The organism is Haladaptatus sp. HS23 (genome assembly GCF_056892285.1).
In genome coordinates this window covers 95,722-112,991 of the sequence record NZ_JBXGLH010000002.1, presented here as the reverse complement: position 1 = coordinate 112,991, position 17,270 = coordinate 95,722, and the positions used below count along the sequence as shown (strand labels likewise).

At 61.6% G+C, this 17,270-nt stretch carries 15 protein-coding genes; 10 read left to right on the top strand and 5 right to left on the bottom strand.

Annotated features, from left to right (window positions below; all coding sequences use genetic code 11):
- Positions 1–5: 5 nt before the first annotated feature.
- The 4 genes from AC1XDK_RS06725 to AC1XDK_RS06710 all read left to right on the top strand — a co-directional run bounded on the left by AC1XDK_RS06725 (position 6) and on the right by AC1XDK_RS06710 (position 3,540).
- Positions 6–530, top strand: a complete 525-nt coding sequence (locus AC1XDK_RS06725; protein ID WP_483349048.1) for a DUF8114 family protein — start codon at positions 6–8, stop codon at positions 528–530.
- Complete coding sequence (locus AC1XDK_RS06720; RefSeq protein WP_483349047.1) at positions 527–1,276, top strand: RNA methyltransferase; 750 nt, start codon at positions 527–529, stop codon at positions 1,274–1,276. Before AC1XDK_RS06725 ends, AC1XDK_RS06720 begins: the two co-directional genes overlap by 4 nt.
- Before the next feature lie 36 nt (positions 1,277–1,312).
- Complete coding sequence (locus AC1XDK_RS06715) at positions 1,313–2,149, top strand: phosphatase PAP2 family protein (RefSeq protein ID WP_483349046.1); 837 nt, start codon at positions 1,313–1,315, stop codon at positions 2,147–2,149.
- Between the two features lie 161 nt (positions 2,150–2,310).
- Positions 2,311–3,540, top strand: coding sequence for a chloride channel protein (locus AC1XDK_RS06710; RefSeq protein WP_483349044.1), 1,230 nt, complete (start codon positions 2,311–2,313; stop codon positions 3,538–3,540).
- 63 nt (positions 3,541–3,603) lie between these two features.
- On the opposite strand, the gene AC1XDK_RS06705 is transcribed toward AC1XDK_RS06710, so the two are convergent.
- Complete coding sequence (locus AC1XDK_RS06705; protein ID WP_483349043.1) at positions 3,604–4,668, bottom strand: ABC transporter ATP-binding protein; 1,065 nt, start codon at positions 4,666–4,668, stop codon at positions 3,604–3,606.
- Positions 4,669–4,809: 141 nt separating this feature from the next.
- Here AC1XDK_RS06705 and AC1XDK_RS06700 point away from each other — a divergent pair, with 141 nt between their 5' ends.
- The 3 genes from AC1XDK_RS06700 to AC1XDK_RS06690 are packed head-to-tail and all read left to right on the top strand — an operon-like array spanning position 4,810 to position 7,801.
- Positions 4,810–5,979: an ABC transporter substrate-binding protein gene (locus AC1XDK_RS06700; RefSeq protein WP_483349041.1), complete on the top strand. Its 1,170-nt coding sequence runs from the start codon at positions 4,810–4,812 to the stop codon at positions 5,977–5,979.
- Between the two features lie 6 nt (positions 5,980–5,985).
- Complete coding sequence (locus tag AC1XDK_RS06695) at positions 5,986–6,909, top strand: ABC transporter permease (RefSeq protein ID WP_483349040.1); 924 nt, start codon at positions 5,986–5,988, stop codon at positions 6,907–6,909.
- Position 6,910: 1 nt separating this feature from the next.
- Positions 6,911–7,801, top strand: a complete 891-nt coding sequence (locus AC1XDK_RS06690) for an ABC transporter permease (RefSeq protein ID WP_483349039.1) — start codon at positions 6,911–6,913, stop codon at positions 7,799–7,801.
- Between the two features lie 17 nt (positions 7,802–7,818).
- Here the strand turns inward: AC1XDK_RS06690 and gatE are convergent, their stop codons facing one another.
- Positions 7,819–9,687 carry a Glu-tRNA(Gln) amidotransferase subunit GatE gene (gene gatE, locus AC1XDK_RS06685; protein ID WP_483349038.1) on the bottom strand — a complete coding sequence of 623 codons (1,869 nt, stop codon included), beginning with the start codon at positions 9,685–9,687 and terminating at the stop codon, positions 7,819–7,821.
- Positions 9,688–9,855: 168 nt separating this feature from the next.
- On the opposite strand from gatE, the gene AC1XDK_RS06680 reads away from it, so the two are divergent.
- The gene (locus tag AC1XDK_RS06680) at positions 9,856–11,037 is read left to right on the top strand and encodes a PAS domain-containing protein (RefSeq protein WP_483349037.1); all 1,182 of its coding nucleotides are present in this window, start codon (positions 9,856–9,858) and stop codon (positions 11,035–11,037) included.
- Between the two features lie 10 nt (positions 11,038–11,047).
- On the opposite strand, the gene AC1XDK_RS06675 is transcribed toward AC1XDK_RS06680, so the two are convergent.
- Both AC1XDK_RS06675 and AC1XDK_RS06670 read right to left on the bottom strand, forming a co-directional pair.
- Positions 11,048–12,562 (bottom strand): PH domain-containing protein, encoded by a 1,515-nt coding sequence (locus AC1XDK_RS06675; protein ID WP_483349036.1) that lies wholly within the window; start codon positions 12,560–12,562, stop codon positions 11,048–11,050.
- Positions 12,559–13,020 (bottom strand): PH domain-containing protein, encoded by a 462-nt coding sequence (locus AC1XDK_RS06670; protein WP_483349035.1) that lies wholly within the window; start codon positions 13,018–13,020, stop codon positions 12,559–12,561. Before AC1XDK_RS06670 ends, AC1XDK_RS06675 begins: the two co-directional genes overlap by 4 nt.
- Positions 13,021–13,257: 237 nt before the next feature.
- On the opposite strand from AC1XDK_RS06670, the gene AC1XDK_RS06665 reads away from it, so the two are divergent.
- Positions 13,258–14,181: a hypothetical protein gene (locus AC1XDK_RS06665; protein ID WP_483349034.1), complete on the top strand. Its 924-nt coding sequence runs from the start codon at positions 13,258–13,260 to the stop codon at positions 14,179–14,181.
- Between the two features lie 153 nt (positions 14,182–14,334).
- Here the strand turns inward: AC1XDK_RS06665 and AC1XDK_RS06660 are convergent, their stop codons facing one another.
- Positions 14,335–15,747, bottom strand: a complete 1,413-nt coding sequence (locus AC1XDK_RS06660; RefSeq protein WP_483349032.1) for a class II fumarate hydratase — start codon at positions 15,745–15,747, stop codon at positions 14,335–14,337.
- A gap of 229 nt (positions 15,748–15,976) precedes the next feature.
- Between AC1XDK_RS06660 and AC1XDK_RS06655 the strand changes: the two genes are divergently transcribed.
- Entirely contained in the window at positions 15,977–17,251 is a 1,275-nt protein-coding gene (locus AC1XDK_RS06655; RefSeq protein ID WP_483349031.1) for an ABC transporter substrate-binding protein, read from the top strand.
- Positions 17,252–17,270 lie beyond the last annotated feature (19 nt).

Genomic DNA, 17,270 nt, shown 5'->3' with positions numbered 1-17,270 from the left:
ACGTGATGGGAAAAGTGAGCATCGGACTTCGCGGGTGGCGATTCGACGAAGAGGAGGTGTTCACCGACGACGGTGAGTACCGACCGATGGACGAGATGGACGACGACACGCAAACGCGGCTCTTTCGCCTGTCGGCGCTCGTCGGGTCCCCGTGTCACGCCTGCTGGTTGATTCACGGCGACGAGAACATCGTCATGTGCAACGAGATGGACGTCGTGTACGGCGAACCGCTGGCGGAGGTCGGCATCTGTTCGGAGCACGAGACGGACTTTCTCTACTGGTATTTCGAGGAAGGCGGCGACCGATTCCGCGGCGAGGAGCGACTACAGGACGAGTTCCTCGAATGGTTCGCCGACGGCGGGCGCGCTCCCGAGGGCTACGCCGGAATGGAACACGTCGATACCGACCCGGACGACCTCCCGAAACCACCCGAGTCCGACCCGAGCGAACTGAACGTGGAACTCCCCGAGGACGAACAGGACCGCATCGACTTGCGGGACGTCGATATGTCCCGAGAGTACCCTTCATGAAACCCGCCGTCGCCATCGTCGAACCGAAGACGCCCGGCAACATCGGGACCATCGCGCGGGCGATGAAGAACTTCGGGATGGACGACCTGAAACTCGTCGACCCCCCGGATTTCGACCGGGACAGCGAGGCCTACGGCTTCGCTGGACAGGCCCGCAAGGACGTGCTGCCGAACTACGACGAGGTGACGTTCGAGGAGTTGGTCGAGAACTACCACACCGTCGGGATGACGGCGACGACGAACGAGGACGCGAGCCATCACGTCCGGTTTCCGTTCACGACGCCGCGAGAACTCGCGGAGAGCTTGCGGGACGTGAAGACCGAGACGGTCCTCATCTTCGGACGCGAGGCGAACGGATTGACGAACGAAGAGCTCTCCCGTATCGACGAGGTGTGTTCGATTCCCGCCAGCGCGGCGTACCCGGCGCTGAATCTCGGACAGGCGGCGACCGTCACCCTCTACGAACTCCGGACGCTCACGGTCGAGGAGTCCCAACTGCCGGACGTCTCGCGCGAGCGTGCGGACGAAACGGAAATCGAGGGGTTCTACGGCGCGTTCGCCGACCTGCTCGATACCGTCGGCCAACCGTCCGAGAAACACGACAAGAACATGCGAATGGTTCGACGGGTGTTCGGCCGTGCACATCCCACCGGACGGGAAATCGCAACGTTGCGAGGTATCGTTCGACGGGCGAACGAACGCGCGTCGCGGTCGAACACGTGCGAACCTGCGCGAAACGATAAGTAACTTCTTTATATTCTGTTGCTTAACTACGGTGTAGCGATGCTTCCTGCCCTCCAATTTCATTCCCTCCCGCTTGGGACGCAGTTTACCCTCCTCGTCGCCGTCCCGAGCGTCTTCGTGATGTTCGTCGGAAAGCAGGTGTTCCTGCCGGAGGAGCGACTCACGGCACTCCTCAAGGATTTCCTCAAGACTGATTGGAAGTACCTCGGCGTCGCGTGGGTCGTCACCCAAGTCGTCAACAGCGTCGCCCTCCACTTCCACGTCGGCCGGACCTTCACCGGGTTCGTCTACGCCATCGAAGGCGCGACCGTCGCCACGTTCCAAGGGGTCGCTTCGCAACCGTTGACGCTCGCGTTTACCGCGGTCTACCTCGTCGGGTTCCCGTTCGCCGTGCTGTTCACGTACTTCAAACTGAAGGCACACGACGAGGAGGAGGCCCATCGCTACGCGCTGGCGTACGTCATCCTCGTCACGCTGGCGGTTCCGTTCTTCGTCCTCTTCCCGGTGAAGGTGTCGTCGCTGTATCTCACCTCCGTCCAACCGCTGATGTACCAACTCAGCCCCGCCATCCAGTACGGCATCTTCTCGACGGACACGCTGGTGAAGGCCTTCCCAAGTCTCCACACCGGCCTGTCGGTACTCGCGGCGCTCTATGCCCGAAAAGCGGACACGGCTTACGCGTACACCATGGCGGTCCTCTCGGGCGCAATCGTCGTGTCCACGCTCTATCTGGGCGTCCACTGGTTGACCGACGCGGCGTTCGCCCTCGTCCTCGTCGCCTGTGCATACACGCTTTCGCGCCAGTTCAGCGAACCGCGCTGGTCGGTCGTCTCGAAGGAAGCGATGGCGGCGGTTCGCCGAGCGTCCAACCGATAACGACTCACGCGGGCCACTATCGTCGACTGACCTCCGGGAGAACGGCGGAATCGGGAGAGACGTACACGATAGGTAGTTCGAAGACGTGACCGGTGACGGCTGAAAGGGACGGCGCGAAACGAAAATCATCACCTCGTGGGCGCTCCTAGCGCCCAGCAGTCATGGAACAACGACGGTTCAACCGGTTGCTGGTCGTCGCCGTCTTTCTCGGGGCGACAGTCGGTCTCTTCGCGGCGGGGTTTCGTGTCGCGTGGAAGTTCGCTTTCCACCACCTCTGGGGAACCTTCACCGCCGGGTATCACCGAATCGTCATCAGCACAGCGGCAGGCGTCGCTATCGGGACGATTCTCTACTTGACCTTCTACCCCGGTACGCTCTCGACGCTGATTCGACGGTTTCATCGTGACGGGTCGGTTCCGTTGTCCGAGAACCTCCCCATCATTCCGTCCGGATTCATCGGCCTGCTCGCGGGGCAGAGCGCCGGGCCGGAAGGGGTGATGAGCGCCGTCGGAGGGTCCCTCGGGACGAGAATCGCCCACGCATCCGGCGAACGGAACGCGGAGAAAATCCTCACGCTGGCGGGGATGGGGGCGGGATTCGGTGCGATACTCGGCGCGCCCATCGGCGGCGGTCTGCTCTGGCTAGAACTGCCGCACGAACGAGGGATGGAGTACTACGAAGCCATCGTTCCGACCCTCGTCGCCAGCTTTGCCGGCTATCTCACGATGGTGAGTCTCGGCGGAATATCCTTCTTCCCGGCGTGGCACGCGAGCGCCATCGGTGAGTTCACCACCCGACATCTCGTCATCGCACTGGGGGTCGGTCTCGTTTGTGTCCTTTTTGCCGCCGTGTACACGCGGTTGTTCGCTCTCGTCGGTGCGCTGTTCAATCGTTGGTCTCCACGGGTGTACGTCCGAACGACCGTCGCGGGACTGGGAATCGGCCTCCTCGGCTACGCGCTCCCGCTCACCTACTTCTACGGCGGAAAACACATCAACGACGTGTTGACCGGTTCGTTCCCGTTCTGGGTTCTCATCCTCGCACTGTTCGGGAAGATGCTCGCCGCAGCCATCACGATAAACGGCAACTGGCAGGGGGGACTCATCGTCCCCCAGATGTTCATGGGCGCGCTCGTCGGGCGGGCCGTCGCAACGGTGATTCCCGGCGTCGGTCCCGTTCTCGCCATGCTCACCGGGATGGCGGCGTTCAACGCCGCGGTGACCGGAACGCCCCTCTCTTCGGCGCTCATCGCCATCGCGTTGACCGATGGAGCCAGCATCGTTCCCGTCTTCTTAGCGAGTCTGACTGCCTTCGTCGCCAGTCCACTGATACGTTTCATCGAGACAACCGCCGCGCGGACCGAACCGCCGTCGTTCCACGTTCGGGACTGAAACGAACCTCGTCACGACGCGTCGAAACCTTCGATGACGAAAAGGATGGAGAAACGACCGCGGTTAGGCTTCGAAGACGACCGGCGCGCCGTCCCGAACGTCGAAGGACACTCGTTCACCGCGAGACACCGGCGATTCGCGGCCCTGCATCACGACGCGAACGTCCGACAGGGAGTCCGAGTCGGGTTCGACGATGTAGTTCGTCTGGTCGCCCTGGAAGTAGCGTTCGACTATTTCACCCTCGACGGACCCGCTCCCGTTCGCGAGGACGAACTCCTCGGGGCGAATGGAGACAGTGACGGACCCATCGCGGACCTCTCCGTCGGCCACGAACGAGAAGGTCCGGTCGATATCGACCGTCGTCGCGCCGTTTTCCGTTCGCGCCTGTCCGTTGAAGAGGTTGGTGTCGCCGATGAAGTCGGCGACGAAGGGACTCGCCGGATTGCGATAGATGTCCTCGGGTTTGCCGACCTGTTCGATGTGGCCGTCGTTCATCACGGCCATCCGGTCGGAGAGGGTCATGGCGACTTCCTGGTCGTGAGTGACGTAGAAAAACGAGCCTTGGGTCTTCTCGTGAATCTTCCTGAGTTCGACCTGCATCTGCTTGCGAAGCTTTCGGTCGAGACTCGACAGGGGTTCGTCGAACAGGAGGACGCTGGGTTCGTTGACCAGCGCGCGGGCGAGGGCGACGCGCTGTTGCTGCCCGCCGGACAGTTCGTCCGGACGGCGCTCCTCGTAGCCACCCAAATCCACTAATTCGAGGTACTCGCTCACTTTCCGTTCCCGCGTCGACGAATCGACGCCCGACTTCTTCAAGCCGTACGCCACGTTCTCCCCGACGGTCATGTGGGGAAACAGCGAGAGGTGCTGGAAGACCAGGTTGGTGTCGCGCGCGTTCGGCGGGACGCCGGCCATGTTCTCGCCGTTGAGCGAGACGGTTCCCTTCGTCGGCGTCTCGAACCCGCTAATCATGCGGAGCGTCGTCGTCTTGCCACATCCCGACGGGCCGACGAGCGAAAAGAACTCCCCGCGCCGGATGGAAAAGTCGACGCTATCGACCGCCGTCACCTCGTCGTACTCCTTTCTGACCCCGTGTAAATCGATGAGAACATCGCTATCGTCTACCATGAGATACGTACTCTCAGCACTTAGTATAAATGTACTGGAGAAATTTAGGTATTTTCAGGAGTAGTATTAATTAGTGCCGACGGAGTAACGGTATTCCGCCAAAGATTTAATATCATATGGCTTCGTGACTTTCTCATGTGTATGGATGACAAAGACATGGGTAGCGGAGACATGAGTAAATATCGCACGGGAGACAGTCGCAGAACGTTTCTGAAGGCCGCCGGAACCGCCGGTGCGGTCGGAATGACGGGGTTTTCGGGATGTCTGTTCAGCGGCGGTGGCGGCGGCAGCGGCGGCGGGAGCAAGACCATCAACATCCTCACGTGGGAGGAATACGCCGACCTGAAAAAGCAGATAGAGAAGCGACTGGACGTGACCGTCAAATTCACCAAGTCCACGTCCTCCTCGAACATGTTCACCGGGTGGAAATCCGGCAAGGACAAGCAGTTCGACATCGCCATTCCGAACAACAACTACGTTCCGAAGATGATGGACGCGGGTCTCGTGGAGCCGGTGCCCGACGACATCGTGACGAACCAGAGCGACATCTACGACACGTTCAAACAGTTCAGCAAGAACCAGTTCACGAAGGACGGCAAGCAGTACGGCGTCCCCATCCGGTTCGGCTGGTACGGCTACTCCTACGATTCGCGCAAGATTCCGGAGAACCACGAGCAGAGCTACGAGATACTGTTCAGCGACAAGTACAAGGGAACCAACCTGAAGGGGAAGGTCATCATGTACGACAACCACTTCAAAGCGATGAGCGCGACGGCGTTGTATCTCGGGTACGAGAAGGCCTTCGAGGGCGACAAAGTCTCGCTCTCGGAGAAACAGATCAAGAAGGTGAAGGAGACGCTCATCAAGCAGAAGCCGAACCTTCAGGGATACATCGCCGCCGACCCGACGTACATCAAGTCGTTCAAACAGGGCAACTTCCTCGTCGGGCAGTCCGGCCGCAACGAAATCGTCGAGATGTGGGCGAACGGCACCGACTGGCCGAAGATGGCGACGCCGAAGGAGGGTTCGCTCGCGTGGTTCGAGTCCGCCGTCGTCTCGAAGAAGTCCGAGAACAAGGACCTCGCGTGGAAGGTGGTAAACGAGTTCATCGCGCCGAAACTCGGCGCGGACCTCGCCAAGGCGGGCTATTCGCCCAGTTGTAACCCGAAGACCCAGAAACACCTCTCGAAGGAGCAAAACGACATGTACGGGTCCATCAAACCGTCGCGCCTGCAGGACTTCATCCCGTTCAAGGCAGTCGAGAACGAGGACGCCTGGCAGAACGCGTGGGACCAAGTGAAAACGGCCTGATTCACGATGTCTTCCGATACCTCAGGGTCGACTCGGCGAGCCATCGTGGGTGCGTTCGCATCGCGTGGGGCCACGCTCGGCTTCACGCTCACTCCCAGCCTCCTCTGGCTGTTGCTCCTGCTGATGGCACCGCTGACGTTCATGGTCGTCATCAGCTTCATGAGCGTCAACGACGCCTACGAAATCGTCTGGAAACCGACGATGACCAACTACTCGGGGCTGTTCGCCGGTCCCGGTCCGTTCTGGGAGACGCCGTTCTTCCACTCGCTCCTGCTCTCGTACGCGATTGCGGGCGTCACCACTATCCTCTGTTTGGCGATGGCGTTCCCGCTCGCGTACTTCCTCGCCCGGCGCGGCGGCCGGACGTTCAAAGTGGTCATCTTCCTCGTGCTGTTGCCGTTCTTCACGATGTACCTCGTGCGGGCCTACTCGTGGTACCTCATGTTCGGCCCCAGCGGCGTCATCAACCGAACGTTGATGAAAATCGGTATCGTGAACGGCCCGGTGGGCCTGTTCAGTTACGGCGTTCCGGCCATCATCGTCGGGCTTACACACGCCTATTTCCCCTACATGCTCCTCTCGCTGTACGCGAGCATGGAGGGGTTGGACTTCTCGCTCGTCGAGGCGGCGCGCGATTTGGGAGCGTCCCGGACGGGAACCCTTCGTGACGTCATCCTGCCGATGACCCTGCCGGGAATCATCAGCGGCGGATTGTTCGTGTTCGTTCCCGCACTCGGCGCGTTCATCACGCCGCGGTTCCTCGGACAGGGGAAGGTGTTGATGGTCGGACAGCTCATCGAGGGACGAATCACGGGACAGTACGCCATCGACTACGGAAGTGCGGCGTCGATGTTCATCGTCGTCTCCATCGTTATCGCCTTCGCGCTCGCGTTCCGTTACGTCAGCATCGAAGAGTTGGGAGGTGTCTGAGATGGCGACCGAAACCGGAACCACGACGGAGCGAGCGGACGAACCGAGCGAGTCGCCGACGTTCGGACACGAGCAGAGACAGCAACTGCTCCGCCGCGGCCTGTACGTCATCGTGGGGGTGTTGTTGGTGTTCCTCTGGATACCGCTGGTCGCCATGATGTTCCTCTCGTTCGCGGTCAACTCCAGCACGTTCTTCCCGTTTCAGGGATTCACGTTCGCCCACTACTCGGCGACGTTCGCCGACGGGTCGCTGATGACCGCGCTGTTGAACAGCGTCCAAGTGGCGACGTTCTCGGCGCTCATCGCGACGGTTCTCGGCGTATTGGCGAGTTTCGCGCTCGCCCGCTACGACTTCCCGTTCAAGGAACTGTACCGGACGTTCGGCATCCTCCCGATGGTCATTCCGGGCGTGGTGTTGGGCATCGCGCTCATCATCTACTTCCAGACGGTCCTCGGGATGACCATGGGACCCGTCACGCTCATCCTCACCCACAGCATCTACGGCTTCCCGTTCGTCCTGCTGATGGTGTCGGCCCGCCTCTACACCTTCGACAGGTCGCTGGAGGACGCGGCCCGCGATTTGGGGGCCGACCCGCTCACGACGTTCTGGGACGTGACGCTCCCCATCGTCGCACCCGCCATCGGTGCCGGATTCCTGTTCGCGTGGATTCGGTCGTTCGAGGACTTCATCCGGGCGCACTTCGTCGGCGGAACGATGAACGTGATAACCGTGTCGATGTACTCGATGATAAAGTACGGAACCGCGCCGAAGATGAACGCCATCTCGACGTTCATCGTCTTCGTCATCGCCGTCGCGCTGGCGGTGGCGATGAACGTCGGCAACGTCACCGGCTACGTGGCCGGGACGGGCGGCGGAGAAGAAGAGGAGTAGCCACCCGATTTCTTTTTTCAGGCGCGCTTTTGGATTTCCTCGCGTAGAAGCTGACTCACGAGGTCACCGTCGGCCTTCCCGCGAAGGCTTCCCATGCACTCGCCCATCAGGCCGGAGAAGGCACCCATGCCCTCCTCCTCGACCTGTTCGTCGTTCCGTTCGACGACTTCGACCACCGCTTCGCGGACCTCCTCGTCGTCCACACCGGACAGTCCCGCCTCTTCGACGGCCTCCTCGGCGGACAGGTCGGGATTCTCGGCGAGCAGGGTCATCACGTCGTTGACTCCCTCCTTCGCCAACTCCCCGTCGGTGACGAGCGCGATGACACCGAGGAAGTGTTCGTCGTCGATATTTCCGACCGGCACGTCGTCGCGGCGGAGTTCCGTCACCGTGCTCTCGACCAATCCGGCGACGAACGTCGGGTCGGCACCGGTTTCGACGGCGCGCTCGAACAACGGCATCCGGCGGCCGTAGGCGACCTGTTCGGCGAGTCCCGCGCCGAGCGAGAACTCGGACTGGTAGCGTTCGACCTTCTCAGTCAGCAGTTCGGGCGTTTCGACCTCCGTCGGGTCCAAATCGACCGGCGGCACGTCGGTTTCGGGATACATCCGCGCCGCACCCGGGAGCGGACGGAGGTAGCCGGAGGTACCGTCCTCGTTCGCACCGCGGGTCTCCTCGGGGACCTCCTCGATTGCGACCGCCGCACGTTTCGCGGCGGCCTCGATGGCCCCGTCCGCGACTTCGGGATCAGCGGCGACGATGGCGACCGCGTCCTCGTCGCCCGCCTCGACCGCGTCCCGGAGCGTATCGACTTCCTCCTCGGTGACGCCGTATGCGGGCAGTTCGTCGGTGTGAAAGATGCCGCCCGCGCCGTGGCGCTTGGCGTGGTCGGAGAGTTCCGTGCCGAGGCGACGATCGGGTTGAATCTCCCGGCCGACGAGGCCGTCGAAGCCGAACAGCGGGACGGCGGTGACTTTCCCACCGCTGTCGAGCGCGCCCTCGATGACGCCGCTCTCGGTTCCCTCGAACACGTCCGTCACGTCCTGTACCTCGCCGACGTCCGCGTCGCGCGACTGGAGTTCGTCGCGGATGTCGAGGAGTTCGACCTGCCGACCGACCTCGAACCGAACGAGGTCGTCGATGTCGTCCAAGCTCTGAACGCCCTTCATCTCCACGCGTGCGCCGTCCGCGATGGAGACGTTCACGTCCTGTCGGATGGTACCGAGACCGCGTTTGACGTGGCCGGTCGAACGGAGGAGCATCCCGATGCGTTCGGCGGCCTCGCGGGCCTGTTCCGGCGAACTGATGTCCGGGCTGGTGCCGATTTCGACCAACGGGATGCCGAGACGGTCGAGGCTGAAGGTGACGCCGTCCTCGCGCTCCTCGACACGTTGGGCGCTCTCCTCTTCGAGCATCAGGTCCTCGACGCCGACCGGACCGTCGCTAGTTTGGATTTCCCCGCTGGTTGCAACGAGCGTGGAACGCTGGAAACCCGACGTGTTCGACCCGTCCACGACGATTTTCCGCATGACGTTGGCTTGGTCCACGACGGTCATGTCGAGGAGTTGTGCGATTTCGAGGACGACCTGTTTGGCCCCCGTGTCGAGTCGGTGCGGCGGTTCGTCGTCGGCCTCCACGAGACAGGTGGTGTCGTAGGCGAGATACTCGAACTCGCGGTCGATTTGGCTCTCTTCGAGCGCCGCGTCGTCGATTTCGCCGAGTTCGCTTCGCGTCGGATGGAGATAGCGGGTGAACGTTCGGGACGACTCCTCGGGGTCGCGCAGTTCGGTCGGACAGCCACAGAACAACTTCTCCTCGGTGTCGAGTTGCTGGTGTATCTCCAGCCCCGCCACGAGACCGAGGTCCTCGTAGTCGTACTCACTCATTGGTCGGACATGGGAGGTGGAGGGGTAAAAAACCGACCAGTTCGGGCGAGTTTGCCCCTCCGGCAGAGGGGTCCGTCGTTCGGTTTCACCGACGGGTTTTGCGAACGTGTAATCCAACACGGTTCGCTGGTCCATAGATATAAAAATGATAATGACAGTATCGACTGTATGAACGATTTCCTCGCGTCGAGGAATTCCGGAGAGGACACACCGATCCGTATCCTCCACGTCGATGACGACCCGGCACGGTTGCGCCTGTCGGACCCGTTGTTGTCCGAACACATTCCCGATATCGTCATCCATACCGAGACGGCACCCACGGATGCCATCGAGCGTCTCGATGACATCACGGTCGATTGTATCGTCAGCGACTTCGACATGGGTTCGATGGACGGACTCGAATTCCTCGAAGCGGTCCGGGACCGCTCGCCGGAGTTGCCGTTCATCCTCTTCACCGGAAAGGGAAGCGAGGAGATAGCGAGCGAAGCCATCTCCGCGGGCGTGACCGAATACCTCCAGAAAGGCGGACCCGACAGGTACGCCGTACTGGCTAACCGCATCGAGAACGTCGTCGACCGCTATCGCGCCGAGCGGGAGACGGAAGCGTATCGGCAACACATGAGCGCCGTTTACGACCGAGTGACGGACGCGTTTTTCGCGCTAGACACCGACTGGCGGTTCACGTTCGTCAACGCTCGGGGCGAGGAACTCCTCGACCGCCCGGAAGCGGACCTCCTCGGAAACGTCGTCTGGGAGGAGTTCCCCGAATCGGTCAACTCGACGTTCGAATCGGAGTATCGGGAAGCGATGGAGAAACAGGAGCCGACGACGTTCGAAGCCTACTTCGACCCGCTCGAAACGCTGTTCGAAGTACACGCCTACCCCTCGACCGAAGGCCTGTCGGTGTACTTCCGCGACGTCACCGACGAAAACCGGCTTCGGGAAGAACACCGTCGCGAGCACGAACTGCTCGAACGCGTGTTTGAAACGAGTCCCGTCGGCGTCCTCATCCTCGACACCGGCGGGAACATCGAACGGGTCAACGAGCGGATGGTCGATATGTTGGGACTTTCGGAGGAAGAAATCACGGGACGAAGCTACGATTCCCGAGAATGGACGGTGACGGACGAGAACGGCACTCCTCTTGGAGAGAACGGACACCCGCTGACGGCCGTCTTCGAGGACGAAACGACCGTTCGAGGTGTTCGAATGCGGTACCGAACACCGACGGGTGAGTGGCGTCGTCTCTCGGTCAACGGAGCACCCGTCAACGCCGCGGACGGTGACGTGGAACGTATCGTCTTCATCGTCGAAGACTTGACCGACTCGGGGGGAGACATCGACCGATAGCGAACCGTCTTCAGTCGTTTTCGGAACGCGATTCCATGCCGTCCGCCGTCGATTCTGCTCGTCCTCGTTCGGTTCCTCGACGCCGCTCGCTCCGTCTGCGTTTGACCTGCCTGCCGAGCCGACGGGCCACCAGTTCCCGGAGTTCGTCCGCGTCCTTCCCGTCCACGTCCGCGGCGTGGCCGTCCGTACTTCGAAGGCCAGTAGAGCTCGCGGTATCGACGATGACCGTCGCCAACGACCACCGACGTTGGAAGAGCGTTTCGCGGTGGATGACCGTCTGGACTCGGTAGTAAGGGACGATGCGTGTCGTCCGTCGCCAAAACCCGTTTCGCGTCGTGACGTGGTCGTCGCCGACGTGATAGCCGCGGTGTTTCCACCGATACTGTCCCGCCACGGGCGCGAGGAGCAAGAGCGCGAGCGGCGCGTACCAGAAATCGACGAATCCCGTGAACCGGTCCACGCCGTAGGCGACGCCCGTGAGAACGACGACCACGAGAGCGTAGCGGATGACGTAGCGGCGTCGCGCTCGCCGGGGCGGACGCTCGAACGTCGGGTCGTCGAACGGTTCGAGCGAGTGGGCGAGCGAGCGGACGCGGCTTCGAACCGCGAGGGGAACCGCCGCCTCAGACCCGCCCGAAGGACCCTGTCCGGGGGCATAGCCCGCCGTCTCGACGGAGAGCGAGGCGTAGCCCGCGAATCGCATGGCGGGGTTCTCCCGGACCGTGAGCGTCTGTATCTTGTCGAGGGGGATGCTCCCGTCGTAGCGCTGGAGCAGACCGCGTTCGTACCGCAGTTCGTCGCCGACGCGCGTCAGCCGAAATCCGTAGTGGCGCGCGAAGGTTATCATCCCGCTGCTCACCCAGAGGACGAGGGCGGAGAACACGACGCGCGTAAGCCCGATGAGGAACGTCGCGCTGGCGAGGTCCGTCGTGCCCATGACGAACGGGACGACGAGGAACACCAACCCGATGGCACGCGGTTCGACCGAAACGGCCGAAAGCAACAGCAGTTCCTCCGAACCGATCTCGTACAACACCTCTTCGTCGAGCGTTTCGGACTCGTCTTCCGTTTCCGTCGATGCCGACCCACCGTTCTTTCGGCGTTGAATCTCCCGTTGGAGTCGTCGCGCCTCCTCGTAGGCGACGTATTCGAGATTCGCTTCGGTTTCGCCGCCGCCCGCCGTCTCCAGTCCGAGGGAGGCGATACCGGCGACGCGTTGGACGAGATTCCGGTGGATGTCCACGTTCTGAATCCGCCGGAGCGGAATCTCCCGCCGTCGCCGCGAGACGACCCCCGACTCGATGTCGAGCGACGAATCGGTGAGTTCGTACTCGAACCGTCGGTGGTAGGCGAACTCCCATCCTATCACGGCGAGCAGAACGACGAGGAGAAGGACCGCGAAGACTTCGAGCGTCAACCACTCTATCGCGCCGACGGCCGCGAACCCGGCGAACAGGACGGTGGAAACGACGCGTCCCCCGCGAACCACCATTCGATACGGGAGCGAGAGCGGGTGTAACTTCATACCGCGTCCTCGTACTCGCTTTCGACCGCGAGGTTCCGAAGACGACCCTGTAGTTCGCTCGCCCGTTCCGGCGTGAGTCCGGGAATCGTCACGTCCGCCCCGCGTGACCCCGCGGTGTAGACGACGACGCTTCCGAGGCCGAGGAGTCGCTCGATGGGGCCGCGTTGAGTATCGACGTGCTGCACCCGAACGAAGGGGACGACAGTCGTGACACGGGTGAAGACGCCGCGTTCGAGGTAGAGGTCGTCGTCCCGGATTTCGAACCGCCACGCTCGGAATCTGAACGCGACGTACACGATACCGAGGAGTACGGCGACGAGGATGCCGACGACGACGAAGGCGAGCGCGAACTCGACGAGAAACCGACGAACCCCGGCGAGTGTGCCGCCGACGAGTGCCGCGACGACGAGGACGCTCACGAACCAGACGACGCGAACTCGGGGGTTGAGTGTCTCCATACGTACACGACGGGGAGGACGTGGTATAAAAGTAGGCGTGGGGTATCGGCCGACTTGCCGGACGAACGCACGCCCCGACTGGGTTCGCCCCTCGTCAGAGAATGACTACCCTACTGTGTCCGAATAACACCCTTACTGGGGAAGTATGGTCGTCCTACCGTTTCGTTCGGTTGGCGCTGATTTCAGTCAGTCGGCGTGGAACAAAGGTGCCGGGAAATCGTACCTTTCGTGGACAGCATGACCGAGAACTCGCCCACTATCAACCGTCGCCGATTCGTTCAGGCGACCGTCGCCTCGACCGCCATACTCGGAGGCGTCTCGTCGGCAGATGCACAATCCGGGAGCAACGCCCAGTTCTCTATCGAACAGGACGGCAAGTGCATCCCCATCGAACCGCTCTCGATGTCGGGACTCCCTGTCGAGGAGTTCTACGACTACCGAACGCCCGAGACGGACCCGTCGTCGTACAAGTACGCCTCCTTCGGGACCCAAAACCTCCAGCGAAAGGACACCAGCATCCTCTTCCTCTATCAGGGACCGCAGGGGCTGAGTCTCGTGATGATTCACGACAAGATCGACGCTGGTGCGGGTGGCGCGGTGACGTTCCGGATGACCAGCCTCCCCGTCAATGGGAAGTTCGTCATCAAGGACGACTCGTACGACGCCTCCACGAACCGGGACACGTTCGACTACTCGAAACACCGCAACTGGAACGGCAAGGAAACCGCTAGCGCGAACGTCAGTTGGACGTGGCAGGAGGGACGCGCCGACGGTGCCGTCTATCGCGGTCTAGGAAAGGATTTCAAGATCAATATCAACCCGCAGTTCAACGAACAAGCGGTGTTGTCGGGTGAAGGTGGCGTGTACGACGGCAAGATCGAGAAATGGGAGGTGTTGTCGGGTGACGTGAACAACCCGACGCGGACGAAACTGAACATGAACAAGGCCGTCACCATCACCTCGAAAGGGTGCCAACCGGAGACGACGACACAGACCACCCAGCAGACGACCGAAGGGAAGGGGCAAACGACCACCTCGATGAAGGAAACGACGACGACGACTCCACCTTCCAGCGGGAGCCAAGGCTTCTTCGGAAAGCTCTGGAGCGGGTTCATCTCCCTCATCGAAGGCGTCGTGTCCTTTTTCACCAGTCTGTTCTAACGCGGTTCGACGTTTTTCGGACCGAGGATTCGTCGCGTGAGTCCACACCGAGCGACTGCACTCGCGTCGTTCGGACGTCGTCGGTGCCGTCGGCCACGCCACGTAACCGTCCTCGGAATCGTCGTTTACGTCGGAATAAAAACGGTCGAAGGCTTACTCGTCTTGTCCGAGGATACCGCGGTGCGTCATCGCTTCGGGGTCGATGATTTCGTTCGCTTCTTCCTCGTCGAGATAGCCCTTCTCGATGACGACCTGTCGAACGGTTTTGCCCTCCTTGAGCGCTTCCTTCGCCGCTTTCGACGCCTTGTCGTAGCCGATGTGCGGGTTGAGCGCCGTGGCGAGCGCCATGCTCTGTTCGACCTGCTCCTCGCAGTGTTCCGCGTCCACGTCGAGTTTCCGCACGAACTTGTTCGCGAACGTCTCGCTGACGTTCGAGATGAGTTCCGCCGATTCGAGGAAGTTGTGCGCGAGGACGGGTTTGTACAGGTTGAGATCGATTTGACCTTCGGCCGCGCCGTACTCCACGGTGGTGTCGTTGCCGACGACCTGCTTGTGGACCTGATTGACGGCTTCGGCGACGACGGGATTGATTTTGCCGGGCATGATGGAACTGCCGGGCTGGTTTTCGGGTTGGTCGATTTCTCCGAGTCCGTTACGCGGCCCCGACGCTAACAGGCGAAGGTCGTTCGCAATCTTGTTGAGCGACCCCGCGATGGTGCGGAGCGCGCCGTGTGCTTCCGCCATCGCGTCGTGGGCGGCCTGCGCCTCGAAGTGATTGTCCGCCTCGCGGAACTCGATGCCCGTCTCATCGCTGATGTAGTCGGCGGCGAGCGCGGGGAAGTCGGGATGGGTGTTCAGTCCCGTTCCGACTGCCGTGCCGCCCAGCGCGAGTTCGCTCAGGTGTTCTCGGACGTAATCGACGCGCGCGAGACCCTTCTCGACTTGGGAGCGGTAGCCGCCGAACTCCTGCCCGACGCGGACGGGGGTCGCGTCCTGTAGGTGCGTGCGACCCGTCTTCACCACGCCGTCGTACTCCTCTTCTTTCTCCGCGAGCGCTTCGCGGAGGGTGTCGAGCGCGGGGAGTACGTCCTTCTCGACTGCTTCGAGCGCCGAGACGTGCATCGCGGTCGGAATCACGTCGTTGCTCGACTGCCCGAAGTTGACGTGGTCGTTCGGGTGGATGACGCGGTCCCCGATTTCTGCCCCGTAAATCTCGGCGGCACGGTTGGCGATGACCTCGTTCGCGTTCATGTTCGAGGAGGTGCCGGACCCCGTTTGGAAGATGTCCACCGGGAACTGGTCGTCGTGTTCGCCCGCGATGACCTCGTCCGCCGCCTCGACGATGGCCGCTGCCTCGTCCTCCTCTATCATCCCGAGTTCCTCGTTCGCCTGCGCGGCGGCCTTCTTCACGATTCCGAGCGCGCGGATGAACCGCCGCCCGAACGTGATCCCCGAGATGGGGAAGTTCTCGACCGCGCGCTGGGTCTGTGCGCCCCAGTAGGCGTCGGCCGGTACTTGCATCTCCCCGAGGCTGTCCTCCTCGACTCGATAATCCTCGTCGCTCATGCGTGTGGAGGGTGGATGTGGGCGGGCGTAAAACCCATCGAAACGGGGCTGATTTCGCCTCGTTTCATCGAAGCGAGATTAATGTAGACACTCACACTCTGGAATATTCACTCGGTAAAGAAGTAATAGAAAAATGGTTAAGTACCCCGTGACAAATGGTAATTGTAGGCGTGGATGATAGTTAAGTATGAAAGGTTCAGAATCAAATAATCTGTCGCGGCGTAGTTATATGAAAGCGGCCGGAGTGACCGGTGCGGCCGGTCTGGCCAGCCTTTCGGGCTGCTCGAGCTTCATGGGTGGCGGCAGTAGCCAACTGGTGCTGATGCACGGTTGGAGTCCCGGAGACGGAGGCGACGCTATCCAAAACATGTACGACGGGTTCAAAGAGGAGTACCCGGACGTGGATTCGAAACTCCGAGGCATCGGCGGCGGCGGGAACACGACGCTCAACTCGGTCCTCAACAAGCGGCTGAAGAACCAGAACCCACCGGGAAGTTGGGCCGACTGGCCGGGCAAGAACCTGCTCCAGTTCCAGTCCGAGGGAGGCAAGATTCTCGGCGACATCGGCGACTCCGTGTGGAGCAAGAACAACATGAAGAAGGCCTATGCGGAGGGACCTAAACAGGCCGGAAAGCCGGATGGCACGTTCATCTGCGTTCCGACGAACATCCACCGGATGAACAACGTCTTCTACAACAAGAAGGTCCTCAAGCAGGCGAACGTGGACCCGAGCAGCATCTCCAGTCCGAAGGACCTGACCGACGCGATGGCGAAAGTCGAGAAGAACACGAACGCCACCGGGATGGCCCAATCGACCAAGAGTCCGTGGACGACCCTTCAACTCTGGGGAGCGGTTTTCCTCGGCCAGCAGGGCTGGGACGGCTACCAGAAGTTCATGGACGGCTCCATCGGCACGGAACCCATCGCGAAGGCGTTCAAGACCCTCGCCGCTTACAGCAAGCACTTCACGGACGACGCGGGCACCATCGGTTTCAAGGAGGGCAACAAGAAGGTGATGAACGGGAATGCGGCGTTCATCCAGCAAGGTGATTGGGTGGCCGGCATGTACGCCGCCGACGACGGCTTCGAGTACAAGAAGGACTGGGACTACATCGCCTTCCCAGGAACCGAGAAGTACTACTCCCTGAACATGGACTCGTGGGTGTACCCGAAGAACACGCCCGCCCCTGACGCCGCGAAGAAGTGGCTGCGGTACGCCGGAACGAAGGACGCACAGATCCGGTTCAACACCAAGAAAGGGTCGATTCCGCCACGAACCGACGTGTCGATGAAGGAGTTCCCGCAGTTCCAAACGGACCAGTTCAACGACTTCAAAAATTCGGAGGCACAACCGCCATCCATCGCACACGGACTCGCGGTCAAGCCGGAGACACAGGCGAAACTGGAGACCGCCGTCTCACAGAACTTCTCGTCGTACAGTGACAAGGCGGCCGAACAAGTCGCACAGAAGTGGAAGGACGCGGTTTCGTCCTCGTCGAACTGAAAACCGACCTTCCCCATTG